The sequence below is a fragment of the Pseudomonas sp. LG1E9 genome, from assembly GCF_003290225.1.
Lineage (GTDB): Bacteria > Pseudomonadota > Gammaproteobacteria > Pseudomonadales > Pseudomonadaceae > Aquipseudomonas > Aquipseudomonas cyclaminis.
This window is the reverse complement of the sequence record NZ_CP029983.1, coordinates 2911385-2933136: the sequence shown is the minus strand read 5'-3', so window position 1 is coordinate 2933136 and position 21752 is coordinate 2911385. Positions and strand designations below refer to the sequence as shown.

General features: G+C 54.1%; 17 protein-coding genes. 7 read left to right on the top strand and 10 right to left on the bottom strand.

Going from position 1 to position 21752, the window contains the following annotated elements; translation table 11 throughout:
* Nucleotides 1-987: 987 nt before the first annotated feature.
* The gene (locus DNK50_RS13865) at nucleotides 988-2034 is read right to left on the bottom strand and encodes a J domain-containing protein (protein WP_256595602.1); all 1047 of its coding nucleotides are present in this window, start codon (nucleotides 2032-2034) and stop codon (nucleotides 988-990) included.
* A 424-nt stretch (nucleotides 2035-2458) separates the two neighbouring features.
* On the bottom strand, nucleotides 2459-3889 hold the full coding sequence (locus DNK50_RS13860) for an IS1182 family transposase (protein ID WP_112194570.1): 1431 nt from the start codon (nucleotides 3887-3889) through the stop codon (nucleotides 2459-2461).
* Nucleotides 3890-4011: 122 nt separating this feature from the next.
* On the opposite strand from DNK50_RS13860, the gene DNK50_RS13855 reads away from it, so the two are divergent.
* The gene (locus DNK50_RS13855; protein ID WP_105642014.1) at nucleotides 4012-4299 is read left to right on the top strand and encodes a barstar family protein; all 288 of its coding nucleotides are present in this window, start codon (nucleotides 4012-4014) and stop codon (nucleotides 4297-4299) included.
* A 367-nt stretch (nucleotides 4300-4666) separates the two neighbouring features.
* Here the strand turns inward: DNK50_RS13855 and DNK50_RS13850 are convergent, their stop codons facing one another.
* The 4 genes from DNK50_RS13850 to DNK50_RS13830 form a co-directional block, all read right to left on the bottom strand.
* On the bottom strand, nucleotides 4667-6190 hold the full coding sequence (locus DNK50_RS13850) for a hypothetical protein (protein WP_256595601.1): 1524 nt from the start codon (nucleotides 6188-6190) through the stop codon (nucleotides 4667-4669).
* Between the two features lie 15 nt (nucleotides 6191-6205).
* On the bottom strand, nucleotides 6206-6739 hold the full coding sequence (locus DNK50_RS13845) for a hypothetical protein (protein ID WP_162633377.1): 534 nt from the start codon (nucleotides 6737-6739) through the stop codon (nucleotides 6206-6208).
* 1125 nt (nucleotides 6740-7864) lie between these two features.
* Nucleotides 7865-8467 (bottom strand): hypothetical protein, encoded by a 603-nt coding sequence (locus DNK50_RS13835; RefSeq protein WP_112194566.1) that lies wholly within the window; start codon nucleotides 8465-8467, stop codon nucleotides 7865-7867.
* Between the two features lie 80 nt (nucleotides 8468-8547).
* Entirely contained in the window at nucleotides 8548-10098 is a 1551-nt protein-coding gene (locus tag DNK50_RS13830) for an MFS transporter (RefSeq protein ID WP_112194564.1), read from the bottom strand.
* 116 nt (nucleotides 10099-10214) lie between these two features.
* Here DNK50_RS13830 and DNK50_RS13825 point away from each other — a divergent pair, with 116 nt between their 5' ends.
* Nucleotides 10215-10853 (top strand): TetR/AcrR family transcriptional regulator, encoded by a 639-nt coding sequence (locus tag DNK50_RS13825; RefSeq protein ID WP_112194562.1) that lies wholly within the window; start codon nucleotides 10215-10217, stop codon nucleotides 10851-10853.
* Nucleotides 10854-10916: 63 nt separating this feature from the next.
* Here the strand turns inward: DNK50_RS13825 and DNK50_RS13820 are convergent, their stop codons facing one another.
* Nucleotides 10917-11729 carry a GTP-binding protein gene (locus DNK50_RS13820; protein WP_112194561.1) on the bottom strand — a complete coding sequence of 271 codons (813 nt, stop codon included), beginning with the start codon at nucleotides 11727-11729 and terminating at the stop codon, nucleotides 10917-10919.
* Nucleotides 11730-12249: 520 nt separating this feature from the next.
* On the opposite strand from DNK50_RS13820, the gene DNK50_RS13810 reads away from it, so the two are divergent.
* The 3 genes from DNK50_RS13810 (at nucleotide 12250) to DNK50_RS13800 (ending at nucleotide 16161) form a co-directional block, all read left to right on the top strand.
* On the top strand, nucleotides 12250-12768 hold the full coding sequence (locus DNK50_RS13810; RefSeq protein ID WP_112194560.1) for a sigma-70 family RNA polymerase sigma factor: 519 nt from the start codon (nucleotides 12250-12252) through the stop codon (nucleotides 12766-12768).
* On the top strand, nucleotides 12765-13706 hold the full coding sequence (locus tag DNK50_RS13805) for a FecR domain-containing protein (protein WP_256595600.1): 942 nt from the start codon (nucleotides 12765-12767) through the stop codon (nucleotides 13704-13706). The genes DNK50_RS13810 and DNK50_RS13805 overlap by 4 nt, the downstream gene beginning before the upstream one ends.
* Before the next feature lie 100 nt (nucleotides 13707-13806).
* Nucleotides 13807-16161, top strand: coding sequence for a TonB-dependent siderophore receptor (locus DNK50_RS13800; protein ID WP_112194558.1), 2355 nt, complete (start codon nucleotides 13807-13809; stop codon nucleotides 16159-16161).
* 364 nt (nucleotides 16162-16525) lie between these two features.
* On the opposite strand, the gene DNK50_RS13795 is transcribed toward DNK50_RS13800, so the two are convergent.
* From DNK50_RS13795 to DNK50_RS13785, 3 genes are all read right to left on the bottom strand, one after another.
* Nucleotides 16526-17065, bottom strand: coding sequence for a DinB family protein (locus DNK50_RS13795; RefSeq protein WP_112194557.1), 540 nt, complete (start codon nucleotides 17063-17065; stop codon nucleotides 16526-16528).
* 356 nt (nucleotides 17066-17421) lie between these two features.
* Entirely contained in the window at nucleotides 17422-18042 is a 621-nt protein-coding gene (locus DNK50_RS13790) for a tyrosine-type recombinase/integrase (RefSeq protein ID WP_112194556.1), read from the bottom strand.
* 97 nt (nucleotides 18043-18139) lie between these two features.
* Nucleotides 18140-19081 carry a LysR family transcriptional regulator gene (locus DNK50_RS13785; RefSeq protein WP_112194555.1) on the bottom strand — a complete coding sequence of 314 codons (942 nt, stop codon included), beginning with the start codon at nucleotides 19079-19081 and terminating at the stop codon, nucleotides 18140-18142.
* 109 nt (nucleotides 19082-19190) lie between these two features.
* Here DNK50_RS13785 and DNK50_RS13780 point away from each other — a divergent pair, with 109 nt between their 5' ends.
* Both DNK50_RS13780 and DNK50_RS13775 read left to right on the top strand, forming a co-directional pair.
* Nucleotides 19191-20243: a Gfo/Idh/MocA family protein gene (locus DNK50_RS13780; protein WP_112194553.1), complete on the top strand. Its 1053-nt coding sequence runs from the start codon at nucleotides 19191-19193 to the stop codon at nucleotides 20241-20243.
* Nucleotides 20244-20338: 95 nt separating this feature from the next.
* The gene (locus DNK50_RS13775) at nucleotides 20339-21733 is read left to right on the top strand and encodes an MFS transporter (protein ID WP_112194551.1); all 1395 of its coding nucleotides are present in this window, start codon (nucleotides 20339-20341) and stop codon (nucleotides 21731-21733) included.
* Nucleotides 21734-21752 lie beyond the last annotated feature (19 nt).

Sequence of the window (21752 nt, the reverse complement as noted above, 5' to 3'; positions counted from 1 at the left end):
AGGTGAGTCTTCCAGGAAAAGGTACATGAGCGTAGCGGATTACCCCGGATGCCAGTGGTTTTGCGCAGAAACGAAAAAGACGCGAAGCTTCTGTTTGGTGAATTTCAGGCAAAAAAAAGCCACTCGTTTGAGTGGCTTTTTCTTAATGCTTAGAGCGGGAAACGAGCTTATTACTAAACGTCTATCCCTTTGAAAACGTTGAACTCTTAAGTTCAACAACGCAATCTATGGACAGAATCATGGACTACTTCTTGGGGCACGACAAGCCTGTGAATTGGGCGGCTTACTGCATTAGCCGCTCTCATCGCCTGCGCCACTTCGGGAGACGCCGCAAAGCGCAGTTGACCGGTTAGTCAAGCCTTAGCTTCTCGTGCCTTTACATACGGGAAACTTGGAGCCCCCCAGAACTGACGCCCCGCATGCTTCCCCTTACGTGCGGTACGACGAACCATGGAAGCGCCGCAGCTCGGGCAAGCGTTCGTTGCAGATGAGCGCGTGGTAGTCGACACCGACGAACGAGAGGTCACCGGCGCTGGCTGGGCTCTGCTCGGCTGTATCTGCGTTCTTTTGGGAACAGCACCCGCCAATTGGTGCAGAACCGGATGGCCATGTCTTGCACTTATTCCAGATCTATCTAGAACTCGTCCTCTGAAAGGCCGTATGTCGCAGTGTTGCCGTTAGCAACTTTGTAGAGCGTGAGCGTGATTGCGCTGTATTGGATGTTCCGGCTGCTGGTGGTTTCAGTGATCGTCATTGATTCGGAGCGTGAAAGGCCCCCAGAGGTCAGGTCGCGATACCGAACGTCATAAGCACCAGCAGTGAGATTTTTGATGGTGAAGCGGCTTCGTGCAGGAATGTAAATCTGCCTTGCCGGCCTGGCTACCGCGCCTTGTAGGGAGACGAGTTTTAGAAACACGTCTGAGTTGTTTTGCCCATTGTCGATGGTTACTTCTGAATGGCCGGCTTTGTGCGTTTGTGGCGCATCTACTAGGTAACCGGCAGTACGGGGCCATGGGCGGCCATTGGGCGCGTTTTTTGTCGCACGTAGGCCGGCTTCTTCGCGGCCGCCTCGCGCTGATTTGCAACGCTTATAGGGCGTTGAGCTGCGTTGGTGCCTGAGCCGTTAGAAGCTGTAACCGATGGATCGGCCTGAGCGGAATACGGCATCGGACCACGCGGAGCGGAATAATGCGCTCCGGACGAATTCATTACCGTGATAATGATCACCGCAGCCACTGTAGCGATAGCGCCGAGATGGATGAAGAATCGGCTGTGAATGAAACTCCAACTACTCTTCAAACGATTGTCTTTGTCGCCGCCAAGTTCGTCTATGAAGGCTTCAAGGTTGCTGGTCAGGCTATCTCTTTCGTTGATCCCTGCCTCAGTGCGGCCAAGCGTCTTAGGGATCTTCTTGCAGTACGTTAACGCGTTTTGGGCGATTGACCGTGCTAGGTCTGGACGACAGGTTGAGTAGAAGTAATATGCTTGGTAACCCAACATTCTGGCGTTCTCCAGCGGTGGATGTGATCCACCGAACATGTTGGTGACCAATGCATGAACCGTATACAGCGGGCCCCATGGAAATCCCCACCATCCAAGCAGCCAACTGGTTGCTGACGCCTTGAGAGACTGCTTTTGGGCGCAGGGACTGCAATACACGCCAACGATGGGTTTACGAATTGTTAGTAAGAGTAAGCTCTTCACGGAACGGAACACCACTACTCGTGGCTGGGCTGATACCTTGGCGCAGACGGAGCACACGATGGGATCTGGTACTTTAGACGTCTCGGGTTCTACGGCCCTGCTACGAGTGGTCTGAGTATCGTAATCGGCTTTGGAAGCCGGGTCCGAAAGCACTGCGTACGCCTCATTCAAAAACTGAAATTGCTGAGTCGTGTTGTTGCGAGGGTTGCGGTCAGGGTGCAGCTCCATGGCGCGTCTGCGGTATGCCGTTTTGATCTGCTCGGCGCTGACGATCGATGTTAGACCCAAGACTGCGTAGTAGCCTTTAGGATCGTCCTTATCGTGGTGCATTGAACAGTCCTTGTCGCATTCATGGATAGGCAGAAAATTGGTTTTGAATCGATGGAGGCTATGCCACTTCGAGCCGTCGGCTTGGGGCAGGGCAGGTTTTGTTCAGCGATTGAAGCGGAGTCGCTCTATGAATGCGGCGGCATAGTAGCTAATTGCTATTTTTGGCGTCCAACTGAACCGATTGATGGTCATTACCGGTTTAAAAGATCGTGAGCTAATACGGGCCGACTTTCACAGCAGCTAACCTTACCGTCAGTCCGCTTTCGGCCCAGAGTGTGTAAAAACGCTAAATCGGGTTTTCTATAGTGACGCCAGGAGACCGTGCTCGGGTTTTGCAAACTGATCAAGGCCACGACGTTTCCAAGAACAGTTAAAACGGCTCAGTAGCCTCTTAACGTCCTTTGGATGGGGTAAAAAACCGGTTTTACGCCGTTAACGCTTTCATCAAGCCAGTGGTGCCGATGATTTTCATGACCCGTTTCAGGTTGTAGGCGAGCACATTCAGGCTCATCTCTGCACTCACCCCGTCAAGATTTCGGGTCAGGAAGTGCGTCGCCCCCATCCATTGCTTGAGCGTCCCGAAGGGATGTTCAACCGTCCGTTTTCGGATCCGCATCATTTCCGGCGCATTGCTCAGCCTGTCCTGCATTTCCTCCAGTGCGGCTTCATGCTCCCAGCGTCGAACCCGTCGTTCCGTGCTCGGTGTGCACTGCGGTTTCATTGCACAGCCCCGGCATTTCGAACTCCAATAGCGGTGTAACTTCAGGCCTTTTTCAACGTTGGTATAGCGCCAGATCAACGCCTCTCCCGCCGGACAAATGTATTCGTTTTTTGCCGCGTCATAGATGAAGGCATCGTTATTGAAGCGTCCGTCAGCCTTGGCTCCAGAGGTCATCGGCTTGGGCACATAAGCGCTGATGCCTGCATCGTGACAAGCCAGGATTTCTTCGCTTTTGAAGTAACCCCGGTCGGCCACTACCGACAGTGTTCCTGAATTCATCGCGTCGCGGGCCTGCTTGGCCATCGAGCTGAGTTGATCGCGGTCGGAACCGACGTTGGTGACCTCATGCGCAACGATCAAATGGTGCTGGGTATCGACCGCTGTCTGCACGTTGTAGCCGACGATTCCAGTGCCGCGAGTCATCATTGAGCGGGCGTCTGGATCGGTCAGTGAGACCTGTTTGTCCGGTGACTCGTTGAGCTGAATCTCGATTGCTTGAAGCTCCTTCATTTGAGTCTTCAGCTTGGCGATTTTTTCTTCCAATCGCACGGACTTGGGCTCAGAGGAAGTTGGTTCTTGCCGATCGGCAGCATCGAGCGCAGTCAGGTAACGGCTGATGCTCGATTCAATTTCTTCCAATCGCCGCTTTAGTTTGGCGCTGGTGAAGTTGCGGTCACGATTGTTGACGGCCTTGAACTTACTGCCGTCGATGGCAACCAGATTCTCTCCGAACAATCCTAGCTGCTGACAGAGCACGACGAACTGACGGCAGACTCCTCGGATGGCCTTGCTGTTGTCTTTTCGGAAGTTGGCGATGGTCTTGAAATCCGGCGTCAATCGCCCGGTCAGCCACATCAATTCGACATTACGCCGCGTCTCTCGCTCAAGGCGCCTGCTCGACTGAATGCGGTTGAGATAGCCATAGATGTAAATCTTCAGCAGGATCGCGGGATGATAAGCTGGCCGGCCCGTATCTGCCGGTATGACACCGTCAAAACCCAGCTTGACCAGGTCGAGTTCATCGACGAAAACGTCAACTACACGCACCGGATTGGTATCGCTGACGTAGTCGTCAAGGCCCTCGGGAAGCAAGTTGCTTTGGCCGCGATGTTCGCCTTGGATGAAGCGCTTCATTGACAATCCCTGAGTTAGCTCCCTCGGAAATCATAGCAAAGGTGCGTGGAGGTATAGGCTCCATAGCAGAAGCAGACTTCAGTGACCCCTCTCACCGGTGAACAATTTTTGAGGTGCTGACGATGACCCGCTTACAGGTTGTAAAGATTGACTTAAGTGGTGTGGCGAGTTCCGATGAACTCCATTCCACCTTGAGGGTTGCGCTCGGATTCCCCGGCTGGTACGGCTGTAATTGGGATGCTTTCTGGGACGCAATTACAGGACTAGTGCAAATGCCCGCGCAACTGAAAATTTCAGGGTGGGATACTTTATCCAGACGTTTGCCGGGGGATGCGAAGCTCATGCAAAAATGCCTTGCAGACATGAAGATTGAGTATCCAGAACTCGCATCAGATGTGGAGTTCGACTAAACGATTTTTCAAGCCTACATTCGGCCGGAGCCACGTAAAACCGTCAGCTTCACTCAGGGAAACTTTTAGCAGATCCAGCAACGATATCCTTGGTTCAGTGCCGTCGGCTGATCTGTTTTTACACACTCTGGGCCAATAGCGGTCATCCAGGTCACGAATCTGGCGCGGCGTCTATACACTGTACATACTCTGTCATTCAACTCCGAAATCCCACAGAAGCCGCATCTCTGGTATCAATTCTGAGTCATAAGCGAAATACGCCATGTAAGAGCCATTTTCCTGCTAATCATGGTGCTGCCTGGGGATACTCATCAATTCCGCTGCCCCTTGGTAAGTTGATCCGAGCATTCCCCTAAGCAGACACCTTTTATGCAACCCAAAGATCACTGCTACTAGATGGCAAGCCTGATTGCGTAATATCTACCGCTTCAATAGTTACAGTTGAAAAGTTGACGGCTACGGCTTCTTTGACCTCTCCAGCTTGAGTAAATCGCCCCACCGCAACGATATCATTTTTATTTCGCACATCTGCTAGCGGGTTGGTAAAATTTAGTTCTATTCGCGAGATGCTAAGCTCGTCTAATGAATACAGCTCGCTCACTATGCCGGACTCTTGGTCAAGATCTGTCCAGCTTTGACCGTCATGATTGGCGTCAATCCAAACTTTCACATCAGCCCAGGATTCATCTTGGCTATCAAATACAGCATCATTATTTGTATCTAGACTAAGTAGCGCAAAAAAAGCGTTCTCGAAGGTTTTTATGCTCGCCTCCCCATAACTACCCTGTGCAGCACCAAAATATTCTGAAAAGAGCTCCGATATATTATCAATCTTTTCATTTTTATCGAGATCCATGACTACAATACCCTCCGTAGCTGTGCTCCAACCAGTTTGGATCTTCTGACCATCATTTTTCATATCAAATTTAACAGGAGAATCATAAGCACTTGTAAGCTTTACGCCCGTACCCTCCAGATCCAGAATCAGAGGATCGACTTTGCCCTCCAACTTGCACTTCATTGCTGCAATTTTCTCCGGACTGATGTACTCAAGTCCACCGACGCTTTCTAAAAAAATATCGACACTTGCGGAGGGAGGGTCACCATTTGTCACTGGAGTTCCCCCTCCGGCTCCATAACCATCGGACGCTGAAGTCAAGCCACTTACCCCATTGCCCCCGCCACCTACACCGCCACTAGCACCGCTATCCTCTATAACTGGAAGCGAAATATTGATTTCTTCGTCACCGGCGAGCAAGTCACTCAGGAGAGCCTTTGCTGCGATAGGTATAATCATTGAAGCAGTACCAAAGTGCTTCTCGAAAATCATCCCCATCGCAGCGACGTTTTGTACTATTACAGTAGTCCAATTATCCATGGCTTCAAGAAAAGTATCGCCTGGCACCTCAACAAAATCGTGCCCTAATCCCCCCATCCATATAGGGAAAACATCTCCAAAGGTTCCTCCCCATTGCCATGGCTGTAGGCCTAACCCCTCCACTGCCGCTTTAACGTCTCTATCGATCACTTCTTGAATGGGCAAAATACCCTTGGCGTCGATGAAATCTCTAAACACGGTTCGAGCCAATTCATTAGAAGCATTTTGATACATTGCCCCAGTAAAGTCTCTCCCGGACTGCTCAACTGCATATTTCATGGAGTGCAGAACCATCTCACTCACCCAAGCACCGTCCACGTTATTAATGGACTTGGCTGAAATAAGCCAATTCGCGGTCATTAATAATTGATCTCTCGCAACTTCGTCTTTTTCATTGGGAATGGCTTTTTGGACTAGATCGTATAGGTAGTGGTACCCACCTGCGTAATCGTATACAGATAGCCTGCCTTTTAAAAAGTCAATGTCAGCATTCGAGAGGGGAAGCTGTATCATGTCTTTAGCCTCAACCTAATCAGTCATAAAATTATTTAAGAAGTCTAAAACAAACTCATCGACCTTTTTTATGTCTGAAAGCTTGTGATTGAATGTATATTGAACCATCAACTTATCTTTGTAAGCTCTTTTGCCCACAAAAATGGCTTGCCACTTGACAATATATGCATTCGTTCCATCGCTACCGGCTCGCCTGTAGGTTGTCTCGTTACCCTTTAATAAATCCACCCCATCTACAGAGCCTATGACTTTCATGTCGGAATAAGAGCGATTTATATCAAACGGTGGAACGTTGATCGGTGATATTCTCAATGTTACGACATTGTCAGTCTTATTTTTATAGCTAACTAACTTCATGGCAGGATATTCAACATGAATGGTCACCACGCTCTCGCCATTAAAGTTTATAAGCTTGCAATCTTCTTTAGACACTTTATAAGCAAAGTTATCAACCCCTTTACTGCTAACAAAAGAGCAGTCAGCACTTGCGGAAATTGACAGCATGCCAACAGCAAATATAAATATGCAGTTCTCTACACGCTTGCCCATCATTACTCACATTCTAATAGTTAACGGGGTGGCTATTTCTCAGACGATCGAATCGTTAGGAGAATTAGAATAAAAGTGACTGCAGATGTTACAGAATATTTCTTCTTCGGTCTGTGTCAAACGTGAAGAGTGCCACGAGATACGCGAAGAAATATCCGGTTAAGTGTTTGAGTGTGACATTAGACTGGTAGAAAACAGATCATTGATTTTTCCTATGCACATCTTTCCGATGCAAGCACCTTGGTGAGCCAGGCGCACCAAATTAATGCCATTCTGGGTCAGTTGAATCCCAGACTTTGACCTCGAACGCCTAACAATCTCAATTGACTCTAAAGCTGCGAACGCTGCTTCTGGGAGCTGGGCTCGCTCTTGCACTGGGCGGGGCTGTTGGAGCTATACGCTCGATCATGGAAGAGCGCTCCACGGAATTAACTGATGCCATGACCGGCAGAGAATTTCCGATAAAATGCGGGGGCGATAGGCAGAACCCAGCCAGAAGCAGTCATCCCGTGATCACTCTACAACCTCGACGCGCAGTATCAGCCAAAAGAGCATCAACGCAGTGAGGAACAATACGGTGTGAGCGGTTTATAAAATGCTCTATTGCACAAGCGCGCGGATGGGGATGGATAAGCTGGCATATTTGAGGGTGTGCTGCTGAAAGCCGACGCGATTTTTGCAGAGGAATTCCCTGAAGAGCGGTTTAGATGCCTATTGAGCTGACGGTCGGGTCGTTGTTCGCCGCAATCCGACTTCTGGGCACTTTGCGTGAGACCAGCGTGATGGTTCAGCCTCCAGATGATTCTGCATCGCACAAAAGCTCCAGCAAGTCATTCGCCAGGGCCGCCGCTTCTTGTCGATAGTCGGTATTCCAGCGGCTCGACCAGTTAATAGGCTTTCCCTCATCCTCCCAATGCGCCAACGCAAGCCCGTTGAGTATTTCAAGCTCGAACCAAATACGCTGCTAGGCGACGGCGTCCTGGACTGACGCTGTGTCTTTCCACTGGAATTCTGTTTGCTCGACAAATGCCGCCCATGCGAACACATCTTCTGAGGCTCGCTCGCCGAGCGTTCGGAAGTATTTCGCGCTAGCCAATTAACGATTCCTTGTAGTCGTGCACCTGTCTAGTAAATGTCCATCCCCGGATACAGAGGTTCAGGTGGATGATAATCGGGGTCCTCGAACCTACTGTTCTGGTAATAGGTTTGGGCCGTCGGTCCATCACCGTTGTAGGTCACCTGCGGATTCGGCTTGAGATGCCAACCGTTTCCTTCTGTGTCGCGCTCAATCAGCGATGCGTGCACCCTACAGCTGCCTGATGAGCCGGATGTCAGCCTGAACTGGTAATAGAGGCCGGCTTGGGGAGTAAACTTCGTCGAGATGTGGCAGGAGCGAGTGCGTGATCCCTCCCAGAAAAGATCCACCTGCGTTTCGATACCGGGTCGGATCCGCGTTTCGTAATAGTCCCATGTGAGGTCTTGCCCTGCCTTGGGCATGCCCACGTCTTGTGTGTGGGTGAACGGCAGGGGGCCGGTGCGAACGGCGCCGCCCGAACGTTTGCCGTTTTCGTATTGGTAAATTTCGGCGTGCTGCGTGTAGTCGACGATACGTACCCAGGCAGGGTTGGGCTCGTTTTCGGGCGCGGTGAAGTAGTTGGTGTGGGGCAAATACTGGCAACCTGCGAACAATGGCAGCGTCAGGAAACAGAGGGTACGGCGAATAGACATAAAACAGTCCTTTACGGGATTGTTGTACAGACCACAGAACTGCAGGTGAATTTCAAGGCTGGCTCCACTCTGAAGCAAAGTCAGCCGCCATCTGTGTGTTTCGGTGGGGGCGATGGCAAGGTGTCGGCGTCAAAAGAGGTGATTAACAGCATCAGGGCCACCAGTGCACAGGCGAGCCCGGAAACCATCATTGCCACATGAAACCCGTGCTCCATCGCGGGAACAAAAAGTGCAGAAACAATCAGCGAGTCACTTGATGCCACACCATGAGCAATCACATACCGCGCAATCTCAGGCGCTTTGGCTACCCCTTGATCACGCAACGCGGCAGTTAGCACTCGTGACGCCTCGCTGCTCATGAGCGTGCCCAAAAAGGCGACGCCAATTGTCATGCCCATCTGACGCAACGCGTTCATCGTGGTAGAGGCCACACCCATACGATCAATCGGTGCGGCGGTCATAACCGCCATGCTGGTGGCAGGTACTGCGAGACCGGCTCCGAGCCCCAGAAGCCCGAACAGGGTGCCCACAATCCAATAAGGGGTATGTGCTGTGAAGGTCACCATGGTAGACATCGCCAGCGCCGTCACGCCATAACCGGCCACCAGAAGTCTTCGCGATGTCATCACTGCGCTCAAGCGCCCGTACAAAATCGACACGCAGCCGGTGACCAGAAACTGCGGCATCATTCGCCAACCCGTTTCAACCACCGACAAGCCTTGAATCGTCTGTAAATAGATCGAGAAGAAGAACAGGCAGCTGTAGTACGAAAAACCCAGGGTAAAAGAGGCCAGGTTGACCACGGCAAACGAACGCCTGCGAAACAGCGAAAGTGGCAATAACGGTCGATCTACACACCGCTCTACAAACATAAACAAAAAAAACACCACCGGGGCAACTGCCAGCGCCGCTATGGGTATCAAAGGGTTCAAGCCCGGCTGGCCGATACTGATGAGCCCATAAGTCAGGCTGGCAAGACACACGACGCTGAGCACTTGCCCTGCCGGGTCCAGCGCTGTGCGCGCTTGCTGCTTGCGCTCCCTGATCCCCCAGATGCCCAGGCCTATGGCAATCATCCCAAGAGGCAGGTTGATAACAAAAATACTCTGCCAACCTATGCCATGGAGCAACAAGCCACCCAGCAATGGCCCCAGGATAAGCGCCAATGCGCTGAACGCCGACCAGCCACCAATGACGTGCGCACGCTCTTCAGCGTCTGGAAATGCATGGCTGAGAATTGGCAGGGCACCCGGGATCAGAAGCGCACCGGCGACTCCCTGCACCGCCCTCCCGAACAGCAGTAAATCCAGGTTGGATGCCATAGCGCAAACTGCTGAGCCGACAGTAAACAGCCCCACACCTGCCAGCCAAGCCCGCTTATGCCCATAACGATCGGCGATGGGCCCCGAAGACAAGATGAAGGCTGACAAACAGATCGTGTATGCATTGACGCCCCATTGAAGACCGGAAATATCCGTTTGCAACGCGTCTTGCAGTGTCGGCAGTGCCACGTTCACGATGCTGATATCCAGCGTGGCGAGAAACGTGCCCAAGTAGGCTGCACATAGCGCCGCTATGCGTGGAAAGGGGCGGGTGACCGGGTTATCTGAGGCAGAGCGATCAATGTTCATGCCTCATGATATTAACCGACTGACCGTCGGTCAATGGAGCTTTCCAACTTTTTGCCACCTCGATTGGTTCCCTCCTTTACACTGATTTCATTTGACGACCTGTTCGAAACGAGACGATGAAAACCAAAGCCCCCGTAAAAGCTCCGGTGACCGAACGTGCTCCCAAGCCCCGGACCAAACCCGCCGAAGTACGTCTTGATGAACTGATGGCGGCAGCCGAGAAGCTTTTTCTTGCCCAGGGGGTAGAGGCCACCACCATCAACGAAATCGTTGAGTCAGCTCAAGTGGCCAAGGGCACGTTTTATCACTACTTTTCTTCCAAGAACGAAATGCTTGACGCCCTGGCCGTGCGTTACACCGAGCGCTTCATGCTCAGCCTGGACAATGCAATGGCGCGCTGCGCTGCCGACGATTGGGAAGAGCGTCTTCGCGCCTGGATTCACGCCAACATCGAAACCTACGTCAAGACATATCGTATCCACGATATCGTCTACGTAAACCACCATCATCATGATCGTGCCAACGGCTCGAAAAACGCTATTCTCGAGCAATTGCTTGCGATTATTGAAGGGGGGAAGCTGGCCGGCAATTGGGCACCAGAACACCCGAACGTTGTGGCATTGCTCATTTATGCGGGCGTCCATGGCGCGACTGATCACATCATCGCCGCTAATACCGAGGGCTTCGCCCCGTTTGCCCATGCCGTTGCTGATGCTTGCCTGCTGATGTTACGCAACTGCGTCAAACAAGCCTGATCGGAGTCGGTGCATCGGCCAGAAGCAGACGCTCGCCGGAGCCTTCTCTGCAATCCGATTGCCCTACCCTGCACCGACGCCCTTCACCACCCCCAACGCTATAATTCTCCCCTCCCGCTCCAGCAAAAAACGTGAGCCGGCAGCCGCCGGAACCGGCGCGCTCAGTTGCAGGGACAGATCGCCGGTGTCGCCAGGATTGAGGGCATGGGTCGACAACACGCGTCCTTGGCTAACACATCCGTTTATCCACACTGTCACGGGACTATCTTTTTGCAGTGTCAACGTCAACTCCGACTCTTGCGGCGTAACCAGATAGATAAACGTCGCCAGTTGCTGACCGTTGATAAAAGCGAGAGATTGTTCTGGCCGATCCGGGGTATTTTTGAGGGCATCAAGTGCGCCGCTTAACCCATCGCCACCGCGCCGCAACGTCTTAGCCTTGAATACCGCAGCGCGATCGCCGTTCATATCATAGGCGCTCAGCAACTCCCGGGCCTCCTGCTCTTCCATCTTCAGCAATTGGCTATCTTTCACTTGGTCGGTGTTGACGAACAATAAAGATAGGCTAGGCACTCCCGCCTGCCGGGCGATCTGGATATGTTCACGCGTAATTTGCAGCGGGCCTCGAGTTGCGTCGACCACAATTACCGCATGTTTCGCGCGTTGGGCTAGGGAGGCGACGCTTGAAGCGGCACTACCCAGCGCTGCAGTCGCTACGCTGTTTGCGCCGGAACGGCATGGCTGCGTGCATTGTTTCATCAATAACACACGGGCGTCGTCACCAAGCACCACGATGTCAGGGAGCGCGTTGCTCCATGTGGGCAGTGGAAACATGGCTACCATGCAGGCGATGGCCTTACATATTGTCGAATTCATTAAGTTACTCCTAACGTCGGCTCTAGCGATCAACTGCTTTCTCCTGCCAATGCGCAAAGCTATCCTTTAGCGATTGGACAATAACCTGAGACGCCATGTACGTCCGGGTTGGTTAGAGGGGCGAGACACATCGCGGGTATTCAGCCTCAGCTCATTGTGAAGCGTAGGCCATACGAGGTAGCAGTTTTTGCGTTCATGTCATTACCTCCGTTGATGGAGGTTTAGCATGACCCTGTGCAAGAAGGGCCGCGGTCGGCCACTACCTGCTATGCATGATGTGCGGTATCCGTAGCGTTTTGGATGACTGATAGACAATAGGTTGTAAGGTCCCGGCGTCATATTCAGGGCGAAGCAGATGGGCAGGAAAAACGCTGGCGCATTCAGAAAGGTGCGCCCCCGGATGGTTACGAACGTCGATTATTAGTCGCTTCTCCTCCAACACTCCCGACCCACCCTTGCAATCAGGCCCAAATCACACCACCATTGCGAATAGTTTTCATTAACATGGACGCCACTCGCTGTGTTTCCTACTCATCCGGCAAACCAAGATCCCCGCCAGCAGGCGCTCCATCGCCTGTTCGGCGAGCACCACAGCTGGCTGCTCGAACGCCTGCGCCTGCGCCTCAACTGCCGCGAGGATGCCGCCGATATGGCTGCCGAAACCTTCGCTCAGGTTGTGGCACTGCCGGATCCCCATGCCATTCGCGAGCCCCGGGCGTTGTTGAGCCTCATTGGCAAGCGGCTGATGTTCGCCCGCTGGCGGCGCAATGATGTCGAGCGTGCCTATCTCGACGCCCTCGCTTCCCTGCCCGAGCCGACCGCGCCTTCGCCCGAGGAGCATTGGGTGGTGATGGAGGCATTGATGGCGGTCGATCAGTTGCTGGATGGCTTGTCGTCCAAGGCCCGCGCGGCGTTTCTGTATAGCCAGATCGATGGCCTGACTTACGCGCATATCGCCGAGGAGTTGGGGGTGTCGGTGACGCGGGTGCATCAGTATGTGGTGCAGGGATTGACGGCGTGTTACCGGGGTGCGTCGTGACGACGGTGTCCGCGGCGGCGGCGCAGGCGATCGAGTGGTATGCGCGGCGTGCTTCGGGTGTGTTCACCGAGCAGGATCAGCAGCAATTGCTTGTGTGGCTGGCCGCCGACCCGAGTCATCTGCGCGCCTGGCAGACCCTGCAACAGCAGTTGAACCGAAGCGTGACGCCGTTGGTGCAGCAGCAGGCCGCCATCCATGCGCTGTGCGACGCCGGGTACAGTCGTCGTCGCATGCTGCGTGGCGCTCTCGGCTTGGGTGCCCTGGCTGTCGGCGGGCAGTTGTTGACCATGCCGGGTGGGCCGTTACACGCACGTTTGCGCGCCGACCTGGGCACATCGACCGCCCAACGCCGAACGTTCACCCTTGATGACGGCTCGACCTTGCAACTCAATGCGCAGAGTTCCGTCGATCTGAATTTCGACCCTCAGCAGCGTCATGTCCAACTGTTGCGCGGCGCGGTGCAGGCCCAGGTGCGCAGCGATCCGGCGCGGCCGTTCGTGCTGGCATGCCCGTGGGGCGAGGTCTGGCTCGACAGTGGGCAGTGCCTGCTGGCGATGCAGGCCAGTCAGCCACAAGTGTGGGCGCTGGAAGGCTCCTTGCAGTTGCGCACGCCCCATCACAATCAGCACCTCGTTGCCGGACAGGGCCTGGCATTCAATGGCAACCGTTGGCAGGACCTGCCGTCGCATTATGTTGACGAGCGTAGTTGGACCAGAGGGCTGCTCGAAGTGCATGACCAGTCTCTGGGCCAAGTGATCGAGCACCTTGCGCCGTACCACCAAGGGCTGCTGCACGTTTCGGCAGCGGCGGCGGCGTTGCGGATATCCGGGGTGTTCACCCTGGATGACACGCGCGGCGCGCTGGCCGCGCTCAAGGATGTGCTGCCGTTGCGCATCGATACCTGGCTGGGCGTGTGGACGCGAATCGAGCGTGTCTGAATTTTTTCCTGACACCCTGAAAATATCCGGGACTCGCGTCACATATCTGATAGACGCGCGAATTCCGCGCACTCGTTTCCGTACTTCTGCGAGCCCGCTCATGCATCCCAACCTCCTTTTGCCGCTGTTTGCCGGCTGCTTGGCCAGCTTTACCCTGCAGGCGGCCGAAACCGCCTATGACTTCAACCTGCCCGCCAGCGCGGTGAGTAATACTCTGATCGGCATTGGCCAGGTGAGTGGCCAGCAGGTGCTGTTTATTCCGGCGGATGTGGCGGGTCGCCAGGCACCGGCGGTGCGTGGGCACCTGAGTGCGAGTGAAGCGGTGCGCCGGAGCCTGGCGGGCACCGGCCTGAGTGTAATGGTCACCACGAGCGGTGCCTTGAGCGTGCAACGAACCGGCGACGGCCTGACTCTGGACGCCATCAACATTGATGCAACCCGACAGGGCGGAGAAAGCGCCGACGTCGGCTATGTGGCGCAACGTTCGTCGGTTGGCACAAAAACCCGCACGGAACTGGTAAAAATCCCACAATCCGTGTCGGTGGTGACCCGCGAAGAACTCAACGCGCGCAAAAGCGACAACCTCTCCGACGCGCTCAGATACACCCCCGGATTCAGCAGCCAGCCCGCCAGTTTCAGCCGCACGGCCGACGACTACACCCTGCGCGGCTTCAACGTCGGCGCCGGTACCGGAGGCATCCTGCGTGATGGCATGAAACTGCAATCGAACCCCTACGACGGCAGTGTCGAAGCCTATGGTCTGGAACGCGTCGAGGTACTCAAGGGCGCCTCGTCCGTGCTGTATGGCCAGCTCTCACCGGGCGGCATGATCAATACCGTGAGCAAGCGTCCTACCGAAACGCCGCTGCACGAAATCGGACTGGAACTGGGCAACTACGACCGTCGCCAATACACCATCGACCTCGGCGGCCCTCTGGATGACCAAGGCCAGTTCAGCTACCGCTTGACCGGCCTTTGGCGCGACAGCGGTACCCAGGTTGACCACGTCGATGATGATCGTCGCTACATCGCCCCGGCCGTGACTTGGAAACCAGACGACGATACCTCGCTGACCGTCCTCGCCAGCCACCAGGACACCTATACCGGTTTCTCGCCGCCGATGAGCTACGCGCTTAGCAGCTACAGCAACACCGCCGGCTACAAGATCGGCCGCAATCAGTTTGTGGGTGAACCCGGCTACGACCACTTCACCAACCGCATGGACACACTCGGCTACCTCTTCGAGCACCGCTTCAACGACAACCTCACCGTCAACCACAGTCTTCGTTACTTCCAGGCCAATACGAATTGGGACTACCTGATTCCCGTGTCTGTCAGTGGTAGCCGACTGCTGCGCCGCTACAGCGCCCGCGAAGAGCGTTCCACTGGCTGGACCAGCGACAATAACCTCAACTTCACCTTCGACAGCGGGCGCTGGCAGCACGACTTGGTGCTGGGCGTGGACTACTACCACAAGACCTACGATTCGCACCGCTTTATCAGCTCGACCCTTGCCCAACTGGCACCGTCGTTGAACCTGGCCAACCCGCAATACACCGGTGTCGGCGCGAATACTGCTGCCGACACCGGCAGTGACCTGCACAGCAGCCAGGCTGGCATCTACCTGCAAGACCAGATCACCTTCGACGACAAATGGGTACTGCTGCTCGGCGGCCGCCAGGACTGGGCTGAGAGCGTCACCACCACCTTTGCCACCGACGCCCGTGCTACCCGCAACGACAAAAAAGCCACCGGCCGTGTAGGTCTGGTCTACCTCGCGGACAACGGCCTGGCGCCCTATATCAGCTACAGCCAATCATTCCAGCCGGCCAGCGTCAGCAACCCGGCCTTCGGCAACGCCTTTGCCCCGCTGGAAGGCGAACAATACGAAATCGGCCTGCGCTACCAGCCGCCCGGCACCGATACTCTACTAAGCGCCGCCGTTTACCAGCTCGACCAGGACAACTCGCTGAGCCTCGACAGCCTCACCAACACCTACGTGCAATACGGCAAGACCCGCTCCAAAGGCTTGGAGTTAGAAGCTAAAGGCAACCTTACCGAAAACCTTCAATTGAGTGTCGGCTACGCCTACACAGATACCCACGTGCTGGAAGATCAAACCGCTAGCAACGTCGGCAAACGCATCGAGGGCGTGCCCTATAACACCGCGAGCCTGTGGGCTAGCTACCGGCTGGCGAGCCTCGGCCTGGAGCGCCTGCGCGTGGGGGCTGGCGCCCGGTACATAGGGACTACGCGGACTACACCGAGTGTTTATGACGGAAAGATTCCGGCTTATACGCTGGTAGATGCGCTGGTTAGTTATGATGTGGACAGCAATTGGCAACTGCAGGCTAAAGCGCAGAACCTGTTTGATAGGAAATATCTGTACTGCAACACCACGTGCCGGTATGGCGATGAACGTAGCTTGATTGGTTCGGTTACGTATAAGTGGTGAAAGCCCACAGGCGGATGCTTTTTTGATCAACTGCCTAATGCCTCAATCGCTGGACCACTTTCGCGTAGCGGCGTTCGAACTCCGAAGTCGCTTCGCGCAAGTGAGGCGGTCGGCGACGCCTCAGGATTGGCCGAACCGAAATGGCAGCTTCCGGCCGAGGCTGTGTAAAAACAGTTTTGAGCGCGACAGCTACTCAAAACCTGACTGAAAATCGCGTTTCTACGCGAAATCCATATCTGCTGACGTGCCGATAAATTTCAGATTTGACGTAGGCGCGCACACTTCAATTTTGGCGAAGCGTTTTTACACAATCTGGGCCAAAAGCAGCCCGTGCCGACTGGCAAAAATGGCCGATAGCGTTCACTCACCTGAGCATGCTATTCGAAGGAAACGTTAGCTGCACCTCATCGCTTTCTCGTAACTCAGCATCTCCGTCCAGGTAGAACTCATCTAATTGCGGCGGTGCGACACGGGTGCCCGACAGCATTGTGTGAACCTGTCCCCGGTGATGGATCTGATGTTGAAACACGTGCAGTAGCAGCCGGTCTATGTGCTCCATGACGATTCCTTGGGGCCTTGCGACGCCTACACGTTGGCTTAATGCAGGCTGATCCAACCGCTCACAAAACGCTATCAGTTTATCGTCCAAGGCCGATTGAAGCCTTACGATCTGCTCCAGCGACATGTTCTCAAGCAGCACTTGATTTTGCGCCTCAAAATCAGAATTCAACGCCGCCAGGTAGAATTGGTCTACGTCGAGAATATGGAGCAGTGTTCGCTCTATGGAAGGAAAAAAGCCTGTCCGCATGGCGACGTATTCCTCATAACTCAACGCAAGACATGCCGAAAGTAATCGCCGATTCGCCCACTGGTTATTTTGTGCTTGCGCTAGAAAGTAGTTCACTCGCAATTGCTCACAGTGCCCGTTTGGGTTTAAGAATAGCGTTGATAGCAAATCTATGGCTGGCAACTGGTGAGCCTAGGCGAAACTTACGTGTTGCGAGCAAGCCATTCGCTCCGCGTATCGCCGTGGTATCGGCCAGTTGCAAGGGTGTGAGAGGTAAGGCGTGGGGTATCCAGTGTCGGCGTGCAATCCATTGCAGGAAGTCCTGTTCGAGTGTTCTGGAAACTTTGTCAGACCCCTCGCCCGGATGTCTAGGGGCTAGGGCTAGGGTTTAGTTCTGGCCGACTTCTGCCAATGGCCACGGGCTGCTTATGGCCGGTTAGCGACGGCCTGACTTCGACCGTCGCTATGCATGATCAAACCTCAGTCTGTTCCGCCATCTCCAGGGCGTCATCGACCTCAATCCCCAGATATCGAACAGTGCTTTCCAGCTTCGTATGGCCGAGCAGCAACTGAACCGCGCGTAGGTTCTTCGTTCTGCGATAGATTAGTGATGCCTTCGTACGTCTCATTGTGTGAGTGCTATACATGGCTGGATCAAGGCCTACGGCTTTCACCCAGCCTTTGACGATACGAGCGTATTGACGAGTGGATAAATGGTCTGAGGTATGTAGCCGACTAGGAAAAAGGCAGTCCTCGCTGCGAAGTTGTGCCTGACGTATCCAGGCCACGAGAGCTGACCGTGTTTGCTCAGTGATCTCAAACTGCACTGGTCGCTGCGTTTTCTGCTGCATCACCATGGCTCGTGATGATACGTGCTCGCCATGGGCGACATCGCGCACGCGGAGCTTGGTTAAGTCGCAGGCTCGAAGCTTACTGTCGATGGCCAGATCGAAGAGAGCCAGATCCCGGGTTCTTTTCGCTATTTGAAGCCTTACTCGGATGGCCCAGATATCTCTCAGTCGGAGTGGGGCTTTCTGCCCGACTAGTTTTCCTTTGTTCCAGGGCTGACGGCCGCAGGTAGCGATGATGTTCATGACAAGTCCTCCATGTGTGGAAAGACAAGGATGGCTAATCAGAGAGACGGTCGCTAACCGGCCAATAGCTGCCTGTCGTATCAACACCTTCTGGGACTTAACCATTTCGTAGTGCATAAGGGCCAGAACTTAGGTGTGCACTCAGAAACTCCAGGCATACCCTGATCTTCATCGATCCAGAAGCCCGAATGGTAGTGACTGCGGACACGTCCGCCGGCTGGAAATGTTCAGGCAGGATATGAATGAGCGTCCCATTCCTGATGCTCGGGGCCACATCCCAGGTTGATGCCATGATGATGCCGAAACCATCATGTGCCCACTCTCGAACGACATCACTGTGGTTGGACGCCATTGGCCCTGTGACTTTCACCGACTCAAGACCGTTTGGCCCCTCAAGCCGCCATACACCAAAGCTTTGATCCCTCCCACGAAACAACAGACAATCGTGGCGTTGAAGCTCGCTCAGAGAGCTTGGATTACCGCGCTCTTCCAGGTAGCTCGGAGCCGCACAGAGTATCCTCTGGCTATCCGCGATTTTGTGAATAATCAGATTTTGCTCGTTAACTTCTCCAACTCGGATATCGATGTCGAACTGCTCGCCAATAAGATCAGTTCGACGGTCAACCAGCTCAAGCCAGACCTCTAATTTTGGATAGCGTTTACGAAGCAAGGCCAGAACTGGAGCGATGTGAAATCGTCCCATTCGCTGGCTTGTGCTGATACGCAACGTGCCTCTGGGCTCGACCCGGTCTCCTAGTGATGTTTCAAGCATTCCATTGACGTTGTCCATGATCGTCTGCGCCCAAACGAGCATCGTCTCGCCATCTTTGGTGATCGAAACCCGCCTGGTTGTCCGGTTAAAAAGCTTGCAGCTAAGCGTTTCCTCCAACGCCAAAACACGCTTGCTGACATGCGCGGGAGAAATTCCAAGCTCTGTCCCGGCCGCGCTAAAACTCCCGCGTTTCGCGATGACGGAGAACAGAAGCAGATCCCGAAGGAAGGGATCATTATTCACTATGGGAGAATTCTGATTTTCCATATGGCTCAATTATAGCCTTACAGGTTGATAGTAACCTTGATCCTAGCAGATCGAATCACGACCTCAAGACGTCGAGATTCAAAACAATAACGCTCGCGAAGATCAAAGCATGTCCAAAATCAGAATTGCGGTAGCGGGTGCCGGCCTCATCGGTCGACGCCATATCGAACTTATCCAAGCGAGTTCTTCTTGCGAACTGGCAGCCGTTATCGATCCGTTCGAACTTGATGACTCATACCTAGACTCGCTGGGCGCCTCGCAGTATGAAAACCTTCTGGCTTGTTTCGCCGAGGACAAGCCTGATGGCGTGATTCTCGCCACTCCAAACGCCCTACATGTCGCACAGACATTGCAGTGCATTGAGGCTGGTGTTGCCGCGTTGATCGAGAAACCGGTGGCGCACAGCGTTGAGGAGGGCAAGCGATTACTCGCTGTCGCCGATGCAACTGACGCCAAACTGCTCGTAGGGCATCATCGGGCGCATAGCCCAATTCTTGCCAAGGCGCGAGAGATCATCCGAGACGACATTCTTGGAGACATCGTCGCTGTACAAGGCAGCGCTCTGTTTTACAAACCAGATGACTATTTCGACGCTGCCATCTGGCGACGCCAGGAAGGCGGTGGCCCTATCCTGATCAATATGATCCATGAGATCGGCAACCTGCGTTCGCTGTGCGGTGAAATTGTTGCTGTTCAAGCAATGCAGTCCAGTGTCGCACGTGGATTTCCTGTCGAAGATACCGTTTGTATCGGCCTGCGCTTTGAGAATGGAGCACTCGGTTCCTTCTTGCTTTCCGACAGCACCGGATGTGCCCGCAGCTGGGAACAAACATCACAAGAAAACGCGAGCTATCCGTCCTACGAGGATGAGGATTGCTACGTAATCAGTGGGAAGAACGGCTCACTTTCAGTGCCCACAATGCGTCTCAAATACTACCCGAAGGCCGAAGACAGATCATGGTGGAAGCCCTTCCAAACGGGCCAATGCGCTGTAGACCGCACAGACCCCCTTGAGATCCAGCTTGAGCACTTCTGCAACGTCATACGAGGTACGGAAACGCCTCTGGTCTCCGTGCGCGACGGCCTGCGGAATCTGATCATCACTGAGGCTATCTCACATGCCGCAAAAAGCGGCTCGATCATAGAAATCGACCGTATTTAAGCCTGGCATGGCTTCAGTCATGCCCTGTTTTACGTGTACCGGGGCGGTTTTTGCTGCCCTGCCAGATCTATAAAAACAATATCTGGAGTAGTCAGATGAACACAGCAACAGCGACAGAGCAGCATCGTTCCAAGCAAGCGAAGAAAGCCACCGCAAGTGGTTGGATTGGTTCCGCGTTGGAGTATTACGACTTTTTCATCTATGCCCAAGCGGCAGCACTGATCTTTCCACAACTCTTCTTCCCCTCAACCGATCCAAAAATTGCCATCGTGGCGGCTATGGCGACTTACGGGGTTGGGTACATTGCTCGCCCTATCGGCGCATTCTTCTTGGGTCACTGGGGTGATACCCGTGGCCGCAAGAACGTACTGCTGCTGTGCATGTTCCTGATGGGGTTCGCCACCATGGCGGTAGGCCTGCTGCCGACCTACCATCAGATTGGTATATGGGCACCTATCCTGCTTGTAGTACTGCGACTAGTGCAGGGGTTTGCTGTAGCGGGAGAGATCTCGGGAGCCAGCTCAATGATTCTGGAGCATGCACCCCAAGGGCGAAGAGGATACTTCGGCAGCTACACGCTTCAAGGGGTACAGGCAGGCCAGGTTCTCGCAGCAGCCATTTTCTTGCCTCTCGCCTATTTCATGTCCGATGAAGCCTTCAATAGCTGGGGCTGGCGTATTCCCTTTCTTTTGAGTGCTGTAGTGCTGATCGCTGGCTTCATCATTCGCAGGGAAGTTGAGGAACCGCCAGCATTCGTAGAGCAGACAACCAAAGATGAGAAGTCTGAATCGCCGATTATCGGAGCCTTCAAACACAGCTGGAGAGGCATGCTGGTCGTAGTTGGGGTTTCGTTGATGAATGTTATTCCAGTCATTACGACTGTGTTCGGAGCGGCCTATGCGGTACAACCTGCCTATGGCATCGGCTTCGATAAAAGCGTGTACCTGTGGATCCCGGTCGTTGGCAATATCGTGGCCGTGCTGTGCATCCCTTTCGTGGGCAGTCTCTCTGACAAGGTGGGGCGCCGGCCTCTGATCATCGCAAGCGCCTTTGGTTGCGGGCTGATGTCCTTTGCCTATCTATACGCAATCAGCATTCACAACCTCCCGCTCGCTTTCGGCGCATCACTGCTGATGTGGGGAATGATCTACCAAGGTTACAACGCGGTGTTCCCATCCTTCTTCCCAGAGCAATTTGAAACGCGCTACCGAGTGTCGGGGATGGCAATTTCGCAAAACAGCGGACTGTTCATCACCGCAATGTTACCTGCTCTGTTTGCCCTGATCGCAGGCCCTGGTACTGAAAACATACCGTTGATTGTCGGTGGGATCGCCTGTGTGTGCACGTTGCTAGCTGGTATCGCGGCCTGGTGCGCACCTGAGACCTCTCGAATTCCCACAGCCGACCTCGGTAACCGCGATGCCCAATCCACAGAAGCCGATGAATATCATAAGGCACGCCTGGCAGCCATGAGTACCGCGAAGAATTGAAGCGACTCACGAGGATTAA

Excerpts from the sequence above, each read along its gene's own strand:
- DNK50_RS13865 (WP_256595602.1), bottom strand. The coding sequence starts at position 2,034 with ATGCACCACGATAAGGACGATCCTAAAGGCTACTACGCAGTCTTGGGT.
- DNK50_RS13860 (WP_112194570.1), bottom strand. The coding sequence starts at position 3,889 with ATGAAGCGCTTCATCCAAGGCGAACATCGCGGCCAAAGCAACTTGCTT.
- DNK50_RS13855 (WP_105642014.1), top strand. The coding sequence starts at position 4,012 with ATGACCCGCTTACAGGTTGTAAAGATTGACTTAAGTGGTGTGGCGAGT.
- DNK50_RS13850 (WP_256595601.1), bottom strand. The coding sequence starts at position 6,190 with ATGATACAGCTTCCCCTCTCGAATGCTGACATTGACTTTTTAAAAGGC.
- DNK50_RS13845 (WP_162633377.1), bottom strand. The coding sequence starts at position 6,739 with ATGGGCAAGCGTGTAGAGAACTGCATATTTATATTTGCTGTTGGCATG.
- DNK50_RS13835 (WP_112194566.1), bottom strand. The coding sequence starts at position 8,467 with ATGTCTATTCGCCGTACCCTCTGTTTCCTGACGCTGCCATTGTTCGCA.
- DNK50_RS13830 (WP_112194564.1), bottom strand. The coding sequence starts at position 10,098 with ATGAACATTGATCGCTCTGCCTCAGATAACCCGGTCACCCGCCCCTTT.
- DNK50_RS13825 (WP_112194562.1), top strand. The coding sequence starts at position 10,215 with ATGAAAACCAAAGCCCCCGTAAAAGCTCCGGTGACCGAACGTGCTCCC.
- DNK50_RS13820 (WP_112194561.1), bottom strand. The coding sequence starts at position 11,729 with ATGAATTCGACAATATGTAAGGCCATCGCCTGCATGGTAGCCATGTTT.
- DNK50_RS13800 (WP_112194558.1), top strand. The coding sequence starts at position 13,807 with ATGCATCCCAACCTCCTTTTGCCGCTGTTTGCCGGCTGCTTGGCCAGC.
- DNK50_RS13790 (WP_112194556.1), bottom strand. The coding sequence starts at position 18,042 with ATGAACATCATCGCTACCTGCGGCCGTCAGCCCTGGAACAAAGGAAAA.
- DNK50_RS13785 (WP_112194555.1), bottom strand. The coding sequence starts at position 19,081 with ATGGAAAATCAGAATTCTCCCATAGTGAATAATGATCCCTTCCTTCGG.
- DNK50_RS13780 (WP_112194553.1), top strand. The coding sequence starts at position 19,191 with ATGTCCAAAATCAGAATTGCGGTAGCGGGTGCCGGCCTCATCGGTCGA.
- DNK50_RS13775 (WP_112194551.1), top strand. The coding sequence starts at position 20,339 with ATGAACACAGCAACAGCGACAGAGCAGCATCGTTCCAAGCAAGCGAAG.